A 15,666-nucleotide genomic window follows, 5' to 3' on the forward strand; every position below is an offset into this window, starting at 1 on the left:
TCAACATTTTATTTTCTCCATTTTGGCATCGACCAGCGCCCCGAACTGAATGCGGCAGGGCACACGACTGGTGGCGATGTCGAGCTCGTAGGATCCTGATTTCAGATAATCCATGGAAACACCATCCGGGTTGCGCACATAACCGTAGCCGATATTTTCGCCAACCGTGTATCCCCAGCCGCCACTACTTAACCAACCAACGCGCTCGCCATTTCTGTAGATGGTTTCCCGGCCCAGCAGGACGATGGAAGGATCATCAACAACGAAACAGGCGAGACGCTTGCTTAATCCCCGCTCTTGTTGTTCGGCAATCGCTTCGCGGCCCATAAACGGCATGTTGGATTTCATTTTAACCGCCCAGCCCATGCCCGCTTCAAGGGGGGAATAATCCGGGCCAATATCACTGGCCCAGGCGCGGTAGCCTTTTTCCAGGCGCAGGGATTCAATGGCCCGGTATCCGGCGTTACCAATGCCGAACGACTCACCAGCCTTCATCAGGGCATCGTAAAGTGTCAAAGCGTGCTCGATGGGAAAATGTAGTTCCCACCCCAACTCCCCAACATAGGTCACCCTGAGCGCCTTGACGGTGGCTCCCGCGATGATCACTTCCTGACATGTCCCGAAAGCAAAGGCATCGTTGGAAACATCACTGTCTGTGACCTGGGCCAGCACGTCACGTGCTTTGGGGCCCATCAGTGACAGTGTGCAGTGATGATCGGTGATATCCTCCAACGTGACATCCATATCGTCTTTGATGTTACGCTTGATCCAGTCAAAATCATGGGTCCGGTAGCCGGTGCCGGTGACAATATAGAATTGATCTTCGGCCAACCGGGCAACGGTCAGATCGCACTCGATACCGCCACGACTGTTGAGCATTTGCGTGTAGGTCAAAGCGCCGGGAGCCTTGCTGACGTCGTTGGCGCAGATCCAGTTCAACGCAGCTTCTGCATCAGGACCGCTGACCATGAATTTGGCGAAGGAGCTTTGATCGAACACGGTGACCCGTTCGCGGGTTGCCTGATGCTCGGCACCAACATGGTCAAACCAGTTCTGCCGCCCGAATGAATAAACATCCTCCGCCCGAGCACCTTCAGGGGCGAACCAGTTTGGTCGCTCCCATCCCATTTTCTCACCGAAACAACCGCCACTTTCCTTCAACCGTTCATACAGGGCCGAGGTGCGGACCGGGCGGGCGCTTTTGTGTTCCTCGAACGGCCAGCCGATTGTGTAGTGCTTGCCGTAAAGCTCTAAAGTACGGGTGCGGACCCAGTCCGCATCCCGGTGGTGAACACCAAAACGCCTGATATCAACAGGCCAAAGGTCAAGACTTGGCTCACCACCATCAATCCATTCCGCAAGCGCCTTGCCAGCGCCCCCACCTGCGGCAATACCAAAGGCGTTGAATCCGGCACCAACAAAGAAGTTGGCGACTTCGGGGGCCTCACCCAAAATAAAATTACCGTCCGGTGTAAAGGATTCCGGACCATTGGTTAAGGAGCGCACTCCGGCGTGCTCAAGGGCAGGCACCCGGAACAAGGCATGTTCCATCAATTGCTCAAAGTGATCCCAGTCGGAGTCAAGCAAGGAAAAATTAAAGCCTTCGGGAATGCCGTCCTCGGCCCAGGGGATCGGGTTGGGCTCGTATCCGCCCATCACCAATCCACCAACTTCTTCCTTGAAATAAGTCAGTCGGTCCGGGTCGCGCAAGGTTGGCAGGTTTTTTGGCACACCTTCAAAGGGTTCTGTAATCATGTACTGATGTTCGACCGAACACAGCGGCACATTGACTCCGGCCATCTGGCCAAGTTCGCGGGCCCACTGGCCACCGCAATTTACGACAACGTCGCAAGCAATATCACCCAGATTTGTTGTGACACCACCGACCCGGCCATCGTTGACGTTTATAGCCGTGACGGTGCAATCCTCGATAAATTTTACATCATTCATTCTGGCCCCTTTTGACAGGGCCTGGGTAATGTCCGACGGATTGGCCTGACCGTCAGTCGGCAGGAACGCCGCACCCATGACATCGGACACATCCATTAGCGGCCACAAGTCCTGGGCTTGCTTGGCAGAGAGCATTTGCATCTCAAGGCCAAAACTTTGCGCCGTTGTCGCCTGACGCTCGATTTCGATCATCCGCTCCTTGTTACAGGCCAGCCGCAAACCACCATTCATCTTCCACCCTGTCGCAAGACCGGTTTCTTCTTCCAGCGTGTCATAAAGTTCAACACTGTATTTTAGCAACTGGGTGATGTTGGCGTTCGAGCGCAACTGCCCGACAAGACCGGCAGCGTGGAAGGTCGAGCCGCTGGTCAGTTTATGTTTTTCAAGAACGACCACATCCTTCCAGCCCAGTTTGCCAAGATGATAAGCGGTAGAACAACCGACGATACCGCCACCGATAATTACCGCGCGGGCATGGGAAGGAAGTGAGGTCATTTTGAAGTATCGCTCCTGAAGGTTTCTAAAGCTTGCTCGAAACGTTGCATGTAGTCGCTTGTATAGCTGACATAATCGAAATCAAGCTCTGAATGAATTTCCGAGACCATGCTCCACATCGTTTCGCGCAGCAAGGAAGCGCATTTCATCGCCCGGTAAGAGTGCCACAATGTCCCATCGGCTGGTGAACCGAAATAACTTTCCAGCATCCCGCGCTCAAGATCCTCATCAAATTCATTGTTCGAGGCCAGATTGGCCAGATCGAACAAGGGGGAGTTAAAACCCGCATAATCCCAATCAATGATCCACAGGCGCGATCCGTCATCAAGGAAGTTGGCCGATAACAAATCATTATGGCCAAATACCATTTCAACCGGCCCTACCGCCTTTTCCAATTCGTCGGCAATTTCCAGTAGCCGCGGCAAAGTTGCAACCATACGACTGCCGTCACTTTGCAGAACGCGCGCGTAATTGCGAAACACCTGAAACACCCAAAATACAAGACTGGCCCCTTCAAGATGCCGGGGGATGTCGTGATGAACTTTTTTAACAAGAGCGATAATCCGCCCGAGCATTTCCGGATTGCGAATGTCAGCCGCCTCAAGAGTTTTACTTTCGATGTACTGGAGAACCAGAACCCCCTGCTCCCAGTGGATGACTTTCGGTGATAATCCGGCCTGATGGGCGGCATTGCTGGCGGCCCGTTCGTTGAAACGCATGATGCCATGGACAGGAATATCCTCGCCGATCCTGACCACATATTTTTGGCCCGCGTCCTCGATAATAAAATTGGTATTGGTGATGCCGCCGCTTAAGGGGCTGGGCTTGACCGGCCCCGACCAACAACTTAAATTCGCCGCCCTCAAAGCTGCCTGATCTGACATAGCTTAAAACCCTGTCCCAACCCGCGATATTCCATATTTACCACATCAATATCGTTTATCATCAGTTTGTTTTTGCGTAGCTGACTTGCCATATCCGGTTTGGTTGTCATACCCTACGGCCAAATCAAGAAAGGCAAATCCCATTTCCGCAACACAATTACTGATTAACCTGATCGGTGCCGTGGCACTGTTATTATGGGGTATGCGTATGGTGCGCACGGGCGTGACGCGCGCCTTTGGCTCGAGCTTGCGTCATGCTATCGGGCTTAGCGTCTCCAATCGCTTTAAGGCCTTTTTCATTGGCATTGGCGTCACCGGCATCCTGCAAAGCAGCACCGCTACGGGCCTGATTATCGCATCCTTCGCCGGGCGTGGATTGATGGAAACCGCACCGGCACTGGCCGTCATGCTCGGTGCTGATGTTGGCACGACCCTAGTCGCCCAGATATTGTCGTTTGATATTAGCTGGCTCGCCCCGACAGTTATCCTGATCGGCGTCGTCGCCCATTTTGGTTCCAACAAGACCTTAAACAAGCAACTGGGCCGTACCGGCATCGGCCTTGGCATTATGTTATTGGCCTTAGGGTTGATTGTTCAAACCTCAACACCGATGCGCGATTCCAGCGTCTTGCAGGAAGTCTTCGCATCATTAGGCGATGAGCGCATGTTGGCGGTGCTTCTCATTGCCTTACTGACATGGATGGCCCATTCCAGCCTTGCTGTGGTGTTGTTGGTGATGTCATTGACCGCAGGCGGCGTTGTCTCGCTGTCATTGGGATTTGTTCTTGTCGTCGGCGCTAATTTGGGTGGGGCCATGCCACCGGTAATGGCGAACTGGGCAAAAGGACCTGATGCCCGCCGGGTGCCCTTGGGAAATGCCTTCTTCAAGGCCATGGGGTGCCTGATCCTGCTTCCCTTGATTGATATCATCGCCCCCTATATGGCGATGATCGAACAAGATAGCGCCCGTCAGATTGTAAACTTCCACACCCTGTTCAATCTTTCCATTGCCGTCATCTTCATTTTCACCACCGACATAGTCGCCAAAGTTGCCGACGAGGCGCTTCCCGCCGCCCCGTTATCGGAAGACCCGGGAACGCCAAGGTATCTTGACCGGGCATACATTGACCAACCATCGGTGGCCCTGGCCAGTGCGGCGCGCGAGACCGTCCGCATGGGCGATATTGTCGAGAGCATGCTGCGTGACAGCATGAAAGCGTTACAAAATGATGATCAACAACTGACCAAATCTGTCATCAAGATGGATAACGCCGTCGACAAGTTGCACGAAGCGATCAAATTATATGTCACAGAGGCCAGCCGTGAACTTCTTGATGATGAAGACAGCAGGCGTGCGACAAACATCCTGACCTTCACCACCGATCTGGAGCATATCGGCGACATCGTTGAAAACCTGATGGAAATTACGGCCAAGAAAATCAAAAAGAATATGCAGTTTTCACCAGACGGCTTCGCTGAAATTCTGGCCATTCATCTGAAAGTTGCCGACAACCTGAAACTGGCCCTGGGAGCCTTCATTTCCGACGACGTCAAGTTGGCCCATCAACTTCTTGCTGAAAAAGGCGTGGTCAAGGCAATGGAACGGGCTGGTGCCGAAAAACACATGGACAGACTGCGAGAGGGTCGTCTGGAAAGTATTGAAACCAGCGCCCTTCATATGGATATCCTGCGCGATCTGAAACGCATTCATTCCCACATCGTCGCCATTTCATACCCGGTGCTTGAAAACGCCGGGGAATTGGACAATGCTTCCAATGTTGAAATTACCGATGAATATGGTGACGGCGAATAGCCCTATCCTGCATTTTTCCCGGCAACATGAACTTTACGGAACAGTTTTTTTATGGCCTTGGACGTATTTTGTCCCGGCTTTAAATCTGTAACCAGATTATCCAGTTGTTCAAAACCGGTCATATTGACCGGGGCCTGGCGCTCGAACTTTGTATGATCAGCGAGCAGGATACTGACCCGGGCATGGTTGAGCATCTGACCTCGCAGTTCAGCCGCTTCGCGTGAATAGTCGGTCAGGCCCCGTTCGGGCGAAAATGCACTGATTCCAACGACGGCAAAACCGGCATGATAATTTTCAAGCATCTGGCTTGCGTCAGGTCCAAAAATGGCACCATCCGTCCCCTGAACTTCACCGCCAAGGATCAAAATCCGGTTTTCATTCAGTCCTGCCAGTTTGGCGGCGATTTGCAGATCATTGGTGTAAATTGTCAGCCCCCGTCGCTCCATCAGGTAATCTGCCATGCAAAGTGTTGTTGTCCCGCTATCTAGGATCACAGATACGCCATCCGGTATCAATTCGGCCGCAAGACGTCCAATTGCCCTTTTGCCTTCAATGTTCTGGCTCATACGTTCGGTAAATGCCGGTTCCAGGGAGCTACTTGAAAGTGCGCCGCCATGGATTTTTGTCAACCTGCCTTCTTCAGCTAATCTGGTGATGTCGCGACGCAGGGTTTCGCGCGAAACGTCAAGCCGCTGATGCAGTTCGGTGATCGAGACCGAGCCCTTACGGTTGGTAATTTCAAGAATTAATGTGCGTCGCTGTTCGGCAAGCATAATGGCTACTGAATTCCTGTGTTATTGGACTGAATCTCAAAATAGGTCAAAAACGGTCAAAATACCACTATTTCAAAAACACGTTGGCAAATCCCGTTTGTCTGTGAAAGAATAAAGCCAAGAAACAATAAGAATAACGGCTAATTCACAAAGTGCTGAAACAACAGGGAGATGGAATCTCAATTCCATGTTTATAAAGATGAAGTCATTTAAAATTTCAAAACTGATTGCGACAACGGCTGCCCTCGCTTTCGTAGCAAGTGTCGGATTCAAGGCCCATGCGGAAACCCTGACCGTCTACACGGCGGTTGAGGCTGAGGATCTGAAAAAATACGCCAAACGCTTTAATGAAGAGCACCCCAGCATCGAGATCAAATGGGTCCGTGATTCCACCGGTATCGTGACAGCCAAGTTGCTTGCCGAAAAGAATAACCCAAAAGCTGACATCGTTTGGGGCCTTGCCGCGACCAGCCTGATGCTACTCGGTAACGAAGGAATGCTGGAGCCTTATTCTCCAAAAGGCGTTGAAAAACTTGATCCCAAATTCCGCGATTCAGCCAATCCGACAAGCTGGACCGGCATGGATGCCTGGGTTGCCTCAATTTGCGTTAATACGGTTGAAGCCGCCAAGTACAGCCTGCCAACACCGACTAAATGGCGTGATCTGCTGAACCCGGTCTACAAAGGCCATGTCATTATGCCGAACCCGAATTCATCTGGTACCGGCTTCCTTGACGTTTCATCATGGCTGCAATTGTTTGGTGAAGGCGGCGGCTGGACCTTTATGGACGGCCTACATGCAAACATCGCCCGTTATACTCATTCCGGTTCCAAGCCTTGCAAACTGGCGGCGGCTGGTGAAATTCCCATTGGTATTTCATTCGCCTTCCGTGGCGCAAAGTCGAAAGCCAAAGGCGCTCCGCTGGATATCGTTATTCCCGAAGAAGGAATTGGTTGGGATATGGAAGCAACCGCCATCATCAAGGGCACCAAAAAGATGAGTGCTGCCAAGACTTTGGCCGACTGGTCCATTTCCAGAAAAGCCAATGAAATGTACAACGAAGGCTACGCTGTTGTTGGTATGCCTGGTGTCGCCAAAGCGGTCGAATTCTTCCCACCTGAAGTCGCCACCAAGATGATCGACAACGACTTCGCATGGGCTGCCAAGAACCGCAAGCGCATCCTGGCCGAATGGCAGGGTCGCTACGATTCAAAATCTGATCCCAAGTAAAGTCTTACTTGCGAGCAGAAACAAATATGAAGGACCGGGTGTATCCCCGGTCCTTCTTTTGTTTTAGGGTAGGTCAATAAAAATCAGCGTAAGGGGGATGTCTTGTCTGAGTCTACCGAGCCATATTTACAAATTCGTGACGTCACCAAGATGTTCGGGGAATTTACCGCCCTTAAGAATGTCTCACTGGAAATTTTTGAGGGCGAATTTGTTTGCTTTCTGGGGCCTTCGGGTTGTGGCAAAACGACCCTTCTGCGCGCCATAGCAGGTCTTGATATTCAGACATCGGGTTCGGTTGAGCAAGGCGGAAAGGACATTTCCAATCTGCCACCTTCGGAGCGGGATTTCGGTATTGTCTTCCAGTCTTACGCGCTTTTCCCCAATCTCAGCATTAGCCGCAATGTTGGGTACGGGCTTGAAAACCGAAAGGCCCCGAAAGCTGAAATCAGCGCGCGTGTCAGCGAACTTCTGGAACTGGTCGGTATGCCTGAACAGGGCCAAAAATACCCGGCCCAGCTTTCAGGTGGTCAGCAACAGCGCGTCGCCCTGGCCCGGGCCCTGGCAACCAAACCCGGACTGTTACTCCTTGATGAACCTTTAAGCGCCCTGGACGCCAAGGTCCGCGTTCATCTGCGCCACGAAATTAAACAGCTTCAGCATAAACTTGGGGTGACGACGATTATGGTTACCCATGATCAGGAAGAAGCCCTGACCATGGCCGACCGCATCGTCGTAATGAATGAAGGCTCCATTGATCAGGTAGGAAGCCCGCTGGAAATTTATCGTCGCCCGACAAGTCCTTTCGTTGCTGATTTTGTCGGCACCATGAATTTCCTTAAAGCCAGCGTCAAGGCAATCGACAAAATCCGGATCGGCGACGTTGATGTTCGTCTGGGAACCCCGATGGAAGATCCGCCAATCGGTTCATCTGTCACAGTCAGCATCCGCCCCGAGGACGTCATCACCCGTGACATCGAAAGCGGGGCCGATAACATTATCGAAACCATTGTTGTTGACCTGGAGTTTTTAGGCTCCTTTTACCGGGCGATGCTGAAGCTCAATGATGAGGAAGGCTCCATATTGCTGGCCGATTTCTCGATCAACCTGGTCCGCGATATTGGCATTGAAGAAGGCAAAGCGATACAGGTTCGCCTGCCCGCCAGCCGACTGAGGGTGTTTACTGACAGCGAGGCCGCGCAATGAGTGACGTGGCGCTAGCAAGCATTGCCGCCATCAAACCCAAGCTGAGCCGTGACGACAGGATCATGCGTGGCTTTATCGTCATGGTCGGGGTGTGGATGGTGGTCGCCGTGCTTTTGCCACTGTATTTCATGCTGTCGAAAAGCACCGAAAACCATGATGGTGATTTTATCGGCCTCGCCAATTTCCAGGAATATTTTTCGACCCCGGCATTATTCTATTCCATCGAAAACAGTTTCTTTATCGCCATCGTTTCAACGCTCATTACCATTACTCTTGCCTTCCAGTTCGCTTATGCCCTGACCCGCAGCACGATGTGGGGTAAAGGTTTTTTTAAAACCATCGCCTTGATTCCTATTCTGGCCCCTTCACTGCTGCCGGCGATTTCATTCGTCTATTTTTTCGGTCAGCAAGGTGTGATCAAGGGGTTACTGTTCGGCAACGAAATCTACGGTCCCATCGGCATTATCATGGGCGAGGTTTTTTACACCTTCCCGCACGCCCTGATGATATTGATTACCGCCCTTTCCACCGCTGACGGGCGCCTGTATGAAGCAGCGCTTTCCTTGCGCGCCAGCCGTATGAAGATTTTCTTCACCGTTACCCTGCCCGGTATCAAATACGGCCTGATCAGTGCCATCTTCGTTGTCTTCACTCTGGTTATTACCGACTTCGGTATTCCCAAGGTCATCGGCGGCCAATTCAATGTTCTGGCCACCGATATCTATAAGCAGGTTATCGGCCAACAAAACTTTGAAATGGGCGCTGTCGTCAGCGTTGTCCTGTTGATCCCGGCCATCCTTGCCTTCATCGTCGATCGTATCGTGCAACGCAAACAAGTCGCCCTGTTGACCGCCCGCGCCGTTCCTTACGAAGCCAAACCGGCACGTGCTTTCGACACGTTCATGTTCGTTTATTGCGCCTTCATTGGCTTCCTTATTGTGTCCATCCTGGGCATGGCGATCTATGCCTCGTTCGTCACCTTCTGGCCCTACAACATGGCCTTTTCGCTGACCAATTATGATTTTGATGTGATGGATGGCGGGGGCTGGGATTCGTTCTCCAACTCGATCACCATGGCTCTTTATACGGCCGTTATCGGCACCACCATTATCTTTACCGGTGCCTATATGGTTGAAAAGGCCAAGGGGTTTGGGGCGGTGCGTGGTTCTATCCAGTTTCTGTGCATTCTGCCCATGGCGGTTCCGGGCATGGTTTTGGGGTTGGCTTATATTTTCTTCTTTAACCACCCGGACAATCCGTTGAACTTCATCTACGGGACCATGGCGATCCTGGTGATCTGTACCATTTCCCACTTTTATACGGTCTCGCACATGACCGCGATGACGGCCCTTAAACAAATGGACCCGGAATTTGAAGCCGTGTCTGCATCCCTGAAGGTGCCGTTCTTCAAGACTTTTATCCAGGTCACGGTGCCGGTTTGCCTGCCGGCCATTCTGGATATCTCGATCTACCTGTTCGTCAACGCCATGACGACGGTCTCGGCGGTGATTTTCCTATATTCCACAGAGACCAATCTGGCATCCGTTGCCGCGCTGAACATGGATGATGCCGGTGATGTCGCCCCTGCGGCTGCCATGTGTGTAATGATCGTCTTTGTTTCAGCAACGGTGCGTATCTTCCACGCTATTTTCACCCGTGGCATGGCGCGTCGATCACAGCTTTGGCGACAACGTTAAGGCTACAAAAAAACATCCGGCATATGAATTTAATTGTGGTCTTTTGACCGTTTCTGACCGATACTGCGGCGACTCATAACAGGAGCTTCCGTATGCCCAGTCCAACAGGTGATCCGTTCCTGCTCACCCCAGGCCCCCTGACAACCGCACCAGAAACCAAGCAAGCCATGTTGCACGACTGGGGATCTCGTGATGCCGGTTTTATTGAAACCAATGCACGGGTACTCAGTCGCATCGTCGCTATTGCCAATGCCGCGGACAGCCATGTTTGCGTACCGGTGCAAGGCAGTGGCACTTTTGCCGTCGAGGCGACCCTTGGAACCCTGATCCCCAAGCAGGGTAAATCCCTGTTGCTGGTCAATGGAGCATACGGTCATCGCATGGCCAAGATTCTTGATATCACCGGGCGCGACTATCAAATCCTTGAAACGCCGGAAGACACGCCGCCCAATGCAGATGATGTGGATGTCATTCTTGCTGGAAACAGCGACATCGGCCACGTCATCATGGTTCACTGTGAAACCACATCGGGCATCCTAAACCCGGTCGAGGAAATAGCCGCTGTCGTCGCCAACCGTGGCCGCGCCCTGATTATCGACGCCATGAGCGCCTTTGGCGCCATTGAACTTGATGTTAAGAAAATCCCCTTCGAGGCCGCCATGGCATCGTCCAACAAATGCCTGGAAGGTGTGCCGGGCATGGGTTTTGCCATCATTTCCAGGCAGGCGCTGGAAAAGGCCAAAGGCAATGCCCATTCCCTGAGCTTGGACCTTTACGATCAATGGCAAGCCATGGAAAAAACCAGCCAGTGGCGTTTCACCCCGCCGACACATGTCATTTGCGCTTTTGACAAAGCCCTCGACCTCTATGAAGCCGAAGGTGGACTTGCCGGACGCGGCGGACGCTACCGGGACAACTGCTGCATTCTTATCGATGGGATGGCCGAAATGGGCTTCAAGACCCTTTTATCAGGCAATCTGCAAGCCCCGATCATCGTTACCTTCCACATGCCTGCCGATCCGAAATTCGACTTCCAGACATTCTACAACAAACTAAAAGACAAGGATTACGTTATCTATCCCGGCAAATTGACCGTTGCTGACAGTTTCCGAATGGGCTGCATCGGCCAACTTGGCGAAACAGAAATGAAAGGCGCACTGGAAGCCGTGCGCGAGACCCTAACCGAAATGGGCGTCACAACCGGCGCCCCTGCTTAAACCAACAGGAGTTTTACCAATGTCTTACGATCCAAATTACGTTTACCAGCGCGGTTACCGAGGCAAGGTCAAGGGTGTCGTCCTTGACTGGAGCGGCACCATTGCCGATGCCTATGTTCTGGCCCCCGCCGTCGTCTTCGTCGAAGCCTTTAAAAATCAGGGTGTTGATGTTTCCATGCTCGAAGCACGCGGCCCCATGGGTCTGCGCAAGGACCTGCACATCAAGGCGATGAGCCAGGACCCGGTGATTAGCGAACGCTGGAAGAAAATTCACGGCAAAGCACCAAACCAGAAGGACGTTGACCGCATGTTCGCCGATTTCGTGCCCATGCAGCTTAAAGTCCTGAAGAAGTACACCACCCTGCTTCCCGGTGCGGCCAAGTGCTCCAAGGAGCTAAAAAAACGCGGCATCATGATTGGCAGCTCGACCGGCTTCCTTAGGGCCATGGTCGAAATCCTCGCCAAGGACGCCAGAAAACAAGGCTTTGTTATCGATGCCACCGTCGCCGGTGACGATGTTGAACACGGCGCCAGGCCAAAACCGTTTATGGTCTTTAAAAACATGGACCTGATGGACGTCCACCCGGTGCAGTCCATCGTCAAGGTTGATGACACCACGTCAGGCGTCGGTGAAGCGCTTGAAGCCGGTTGCTGGGGCGTCGGCGTGTCGCTTTACAGTAACTACATGAACATCAACTCACTGGCCGAAGCCAAGAAGATGCCGAAAAAGGAAATTGCCCGTCGCAATAACCTGACCAAGGAAATTCTGCAACAAGCTGGCGCTCACTACGTCGTCGACAGCATTGCCGAATTGCCGAAAGTCATTGACGACATCAACAAGCGTCTGGCCCGGGGCGAACGACCTTAGGCGTCGTCAAACCTTCTGACCCGATAAGGGCGGTTCTATCCAGAGCCGCCCTTTTCATTTATGGCCTTAGCCTTGAAATTCTGCGACAAAGCTAGCTGCATCCGTTCAAAGTTAAGGTGGAAATGCAATGCAGACAAAAAAAATGTGCGGCGTTCTGTTGAACGGCCACGGCGGCTTTGAACAACTTGAATATCGTGAAGACATCAGCATTCCCGTAGCAGGACCGGGCGAGGTGCTTGTCGCGGTTGGCGCAGCCGCCGTCAATAACACCGACATCAATACCCGCATTGGCTGGTATTCAAAATCTGTAAGCGTTGAGACGGCAGCCAGCGATGGCACAGGAGACGTTGAACAGGACGCCACCTGGGGCGGTGACCCGCTCACCTTCCCGCGCATTCAGGGCATTGATGTGTGCGGACGTATTACCGCCGTCGGGCAAGGTGTCGTCCCCGCAAGAATCGGCGAGCGAGTCCTCATCGAACCCTGTTTACGCGATGTGGATCAGGACGGGGCCTACACGGCCCGCTTTTTTGGTTCAGAATGCGATGGCGGGTTTTCACAATTCACCACGGCTCCTGCGGTCCATGCTCATAGGATTGACAGCCCACTAGGTGACGTCGAGTTGGCAAGCTTTCCATGTTCCTATTCAACCGCTGAAAACATGCTAACCCGCCTGTCACTTAAAGAAGGCGAGACGGTTTTGATAACCGGCGCTTCAGGCGGTGTCGGTTCGGCGGCTGTTCAACTGGCAAAAAGGCGCGGCGCACGGATCATCGCCGTTTCCGGCCCCGCCAAGGCGGGTGAGGTCAGGGCGCTGGGGGCCGATATGATCATTCCCAGGGGCGACGATCTTACCAAAGCCCTTGGCACCGATCAGGTTGACGCAGTCGTCGACATTGTTGCCGGGCCAGACTGGTCACAGTTGCTGGAGATTATGAAACCCGGTGGCAGATACGCGGTTTCCGGCGCCATCGCAGGGCCAATGGTGGAGCTTGATGTGCGCACCCTTTACCTGAAGGACCTCAGCTTTTTTGGCTGCACCATCCTGGAACCGGGCGTCTTCGCTAATCTTATCGGTTATATCGAACGTGGAGAAATCAAGCCAGTTGTTGCGAAAACCTATCTCCTGCGGGATATCGTCACGGCCCAAAAGGATTTTCTGGACAAAGCACACACCGGCAAGCTTGTTCTTGACGTGCCGCCTTACAATTAAAGAGGTGAAAACTGGCTGGCCAGATACAACAGCAATGGAATGCTTAAGAATGAAAGCGCCGTCTGCACGGTGACGGTAGCCGCGTAGAGTTCCGCGTCGCCACCCATCTGGCGGGCCAGCAAAAATCCATTCATCGCCGTCGGCACCGCAGCGCAGACGATAACGGTCTGAAACGCCATCCCGGTGACGCCGAAAACCACCGCCCAGATGGTGACAAAAACAGGCATGGCGAAAAGTTTCATGACCACACCCAAAAGCACATCGCGGGAAGGTTTCAGGGCATGACGAACCCTGAGCCCCGCCCCAACGCACAACAACCCGGCCCCCAGTGCAGCCCATCCCAGCAGGTCGAGCAGGGTCATGATCGGCTCCCACACAGGAATTCCCAGCACGTTGATCAACAGGCCGCTAACACACCCCCAGATCAGCGGATTAAACAAAACCAGCCTGGCGACCCTCTTCAAGGGTGGGCGCTCTGACGAGGCAAAAGTGGCAAGAACCAGAACATTTTCAAAATTAATAATAGGCACCATCACCGCAAGGGCGACGGCGACAATGGCGACGCCCGTACCACCGAACAGCTTCAGGATAATCGCCAGCGCAATAAACCCGTTCCAACGGGTGCTGACCTGAAAGATGGACGTGTACGCAGGCCCCTGCATGTTCCAAAACCGGTAGAGCACAGGTTTGAGGACAAGCATCACCATCAGCATGGTCAGGACGGCAAGCAACATGGTCGCCACGACACCTGAAAGCGGGACACTGCTTAAGTCCGCCTTGATCAGGGTTTCTGCCATAATTGCCGGAAAAAAAAAGCCAGAAACAAACCTGTTCAATACCTGGCCACTTATCCTGCGGAACGATATCGCGCTTGCGCAACAACAAGCCCAGGCCCACGAGTGCAAAAACCGGCAAAAGAATCTCGAAGACAATGCCCATTGGCTTGCTCTTATGCCTCTTCGGCGATGCAAGCTTCGAGAATATCCAGCGCCTGGTCCATTTCCTGGGTGGTTATGATCAACGGTGGCGTCAGGGTCAGGACGCTGCCCATGGTGGTTTTAAAGTTCAGGCCCTTTTTCAGAGCGCGATAGAGGATGCGGTCGGCGGCGGCCATGGCTGGGGCCTTGGCTTCAACGTCTTCAACCAGATCAAGCCCCATCACCAATCCTATACCGCGCACATCGCCGATGACGGGATGGCGATTTTTCATGTCGTTCAGACGCTCCAATGCATGAGCGCCAACCCTGGCCGCATTTTCGACAAGGCCCTCGTCTTCAATAATGTCAATGGTCGTTAGCGCCGCCCGGCAGGTCACAGGGTTTTTCTCGTGGGTGTAGTGACCAAGGGCGCGATCTTCAAGGACATCCAGTTCAGGCCGGGTGATCATCGCCGCAATGGGCAGAATGCCGCCACCGAGCGATTTGCCAAGGGTCAGAATATCGGGAACAGCATCAAAATGATCAGAGGAAAACATCCGCCCGGTTTTACCAAGGCCATTTGGTATATCGTCAAAAATCAACAATGCGCCATGGTCATTGCAAGCCTCGCGAACGGACTTCCAAAATCCCGGCGGAGGCAGGTAGGGTACAGAGCGTACAGGTTCGGCGATAACGGCTGCAACATCGCCTTCCTTCTCCAGAACGTAACGAACCATTTCGGCGCAGGTCATCTTGCAGACCGACAGATCGGGCCCTGCGTAGCCATAAGGGCAGCGGTAACAGGAAAACGGCGCGACATGCTCTGTCCCTGAAAGCAGAGGTCCGGCGGGACCTGAACGGAACAAGGACTCGCCGCCAACACTGGCTCCCCCAAAACCGGCCCCGTGAAAAGCATCCCAGAACGAAATGGTCTTGTGGCGACCGGTTGCGGCGCGGGCTAGTTTCAGGGCCATTTCATTAGCGTCCGACCCACCTGTCGAGAACAACACCTTGCTTAATCCCTTTGGCGCAATGCTTGTCAATTTGGCGGCAAGGTCGACTGCCGTCTGATTGGTAAAACGCCGGGGAGCAAAGGATAGGTCGTCCATCTGATCTTTAAGGGCCGCGATCAGGCGTTTGTTTCCATAACCAATGTGGTGGACATTATTGCCATGAAAATCCATGTAGCGGTTACCATCGGCGTCCTCAAGCCAAATGCCATCGGCCTTGGTGATGGCGGCCAGACAGGGAGTCGAGAGGGATTGACGCAGGAAATGATCGGCATCTTCAGCAAGCAGCTTTGCCGATTTTCCATCAGCTACGCTACGCGACCATTCTGCCCGTCCGGGACTTAAATTGCTGTCCCCTTCGCTGGGATGAAGAATATCTTTACCCATAGGCTAAC

Annotated in this window: 12 protein-coding genes; 7 read left to right on the forward strand and 5 right to left on the reverse strand. The window is 53.1% G+C overall.

The features are described from left to right. Together HOL66_10695 and HOL66_10700 are read right to left on the reverse strand one after the other, a co-directional pair. Entirely contained in the window at positions 1-2,445 is a 2,445-nt protein-coding gene (locus tag HOL66_10695) for a GcvT family protein (GenBank protein ID MBT5244706.1), read from the reverse strand. Beyond that, positions 2,442-3,329 carry a phosphotransferase family protein gene (locus tag HOL66_10700; GenBank protein MBT5244707.1) on the reverse strand — a complete coding sequence of 296 codons (888 nt, stop codon included), beginning with the start codon at positions 3,327-3,329 and terminating at the stop codon, positions 2,442-2,444. The genes HOL66_10695 and HOL66_10700 overlap by 4 nt, the downstream gene beginning before the upstream one ends. A 142-nt stretch (positions 3,330-3,471) precedes the next feature. Here HOL66_10700 and HOL66_10705 point away from each other — a divergent pair, with 142 nt between their 5' ends. Then, entirely contained in the window at positions 3,472-5,142 is a 1,671-nt protein-coding gene (locus HOL66_10705; protein MBT5244708.1) for a Na/Pi cotransporter family protein, read from the forward strand. 2 nt (positions 5,143-5,144) lie between these two features. Here the strand turns inward: HOL66_10705 and HOL66_10710 are convergent, their stop codons facing one another. Then, positions 5,145-5,915: a DeoR/GlpR transcriptional regulator gene (locus tag HOL66_10710; protein MBT5244709.1), complete on the reverse strand. Its 771-nt coding sequence runs from the start codon at positions 5,913-5,915 to the stop codon at positions 5,145-5,147. Positions 5,916-6,114: 199 nt separating this feature from the next. Here HOL66_10710 and HOL66_10715 point away from each other — a divergent pair, with 199 nt between their 5' ends. The 6 genes from HOL66_10715 (at position 6,115) to HOL66_10740 (ending at position 13,344) form a co-directional block, all read left to right on the forward strand. After that, positions 6,115-7,146, forward strand: a complete 1,032-nt coding sequence (locus HOL66_10715) for a putative 2-aminoethylphosphonate ABC transporter substrate-binding protein (GenBank protein ID MBT5244710.1) — start codon at positions 6,115-6,117, stop codon at positions 7,144-7,146. A gap of 102 nt (positions 7,147-7,248) precedes the next feature. Beyond that, positions 7,249-8,349, forward strand: coding sequence for a putative 2-aminoethylphosphonate ABC transporter ATP-binding protein (locus HOL66_10720; protein ID MBT5244711.1), 1,101 nt, complete (start codon positions 7,249-7,251; stop codon positions 8,347-8,349). After that, the gene (locus HOL66_10725) at positions 8,346-10,046 is read left to right on the forward strand and encodes a putative 2-aminoethylphosphonate ABC transporter permease subunit (protein MBT5244712.1); all 1,701 of its coding nucleotides are present in this window, start codon (positions 8,346-8,348) and stop codon (positions 10,044-10,046) included. Before HOL66_10720 ends, HOL66_10725 begins: the two co-directional genes overlap by 4 nt. Positions 10,047-10,138: 92 nt before the next feature. Further along, the gene (locus HOL66_10730) at positions 10,139-11,263 is read left to right on the forward strand and encodes a 2-aminoethylphosphonate--pyruvate transaminase (GenBank protein MBT5244713.1); all 1,125 of its coding nucleotides are present in this window, start codon (positions 10,139-10,141) and stop codon (positions 11,261-11,263) included. A 19-nt stretch (positions 11,264-11,282) separates the two neighbouring features. Then, positions 11,283-12,131 carry a phosphonoacetaldehyde hydrolase gene (locus HOL66_10735; GenBank protein MBT5244714.1) on the forward strand — a complete coding sequence of 283 codons (849 nt, stop codon included), beginning with the start codon at positions 11,283-11,285 and terminating at the stop codon, positions 12,129-12,131. A 127-nt stretch (positions 12,132-12,258) separates the two neighbouring features. Then, positions 12,259-13,344: a zinc-binding dehydrogenase gene (locus tag HOL66_10740; GenBank protein ID MBT5244715.1), complete on the forward strand. Its 1,086-nt coding sequence runs from the start codon at positions 12,259-12,261 to the stop codon at positions 13,342-13,344. Here HOL66_10740 and HOL66_10745 read toward each other — a convergent pair. Together HOL66_10745 and HOL66_10750 are read right to left on the reverse strand one after the other, a co-directional pair. Next, positions 13,341-14,141, reverse strand: coding sequence for an AEC family transporter (locus HOL66_10745; protein ID MBT5244716.1), 801 nt, complete (start codon positions 14,139-14,141; stop codon positions 13,341-13,343). The two genes, HOL66_10740 and HOL66_10745, sit on opposite strands and share 4 nt — an antisense overlap. 152 nt (positions 14,142-14,293) lie before the next feature. Then, the gene (locus HOL66_10750; protein ID MBT5244717.1) at positions 14,294-15,658 is read right to left on the reverse strand and encodes an aspartate aminotransferase family protein; all 1,365 of its coding nucleotides are present in this window, start codon (positions 15,656-15,658) and stop codon (positions 14,294-14,296) included. Positions 15,659-15,666 lie beyond the last annotated feature (8 nt).

It is taken from the genome of Rhodospirillaceae bacterium (assembly GCA_018662005.1).
Lineage (GTDB): Bacteria > Pseudomonadota > Alphaproteobacteria > Rhodospirillales > JABHCV01 > JACNJU01.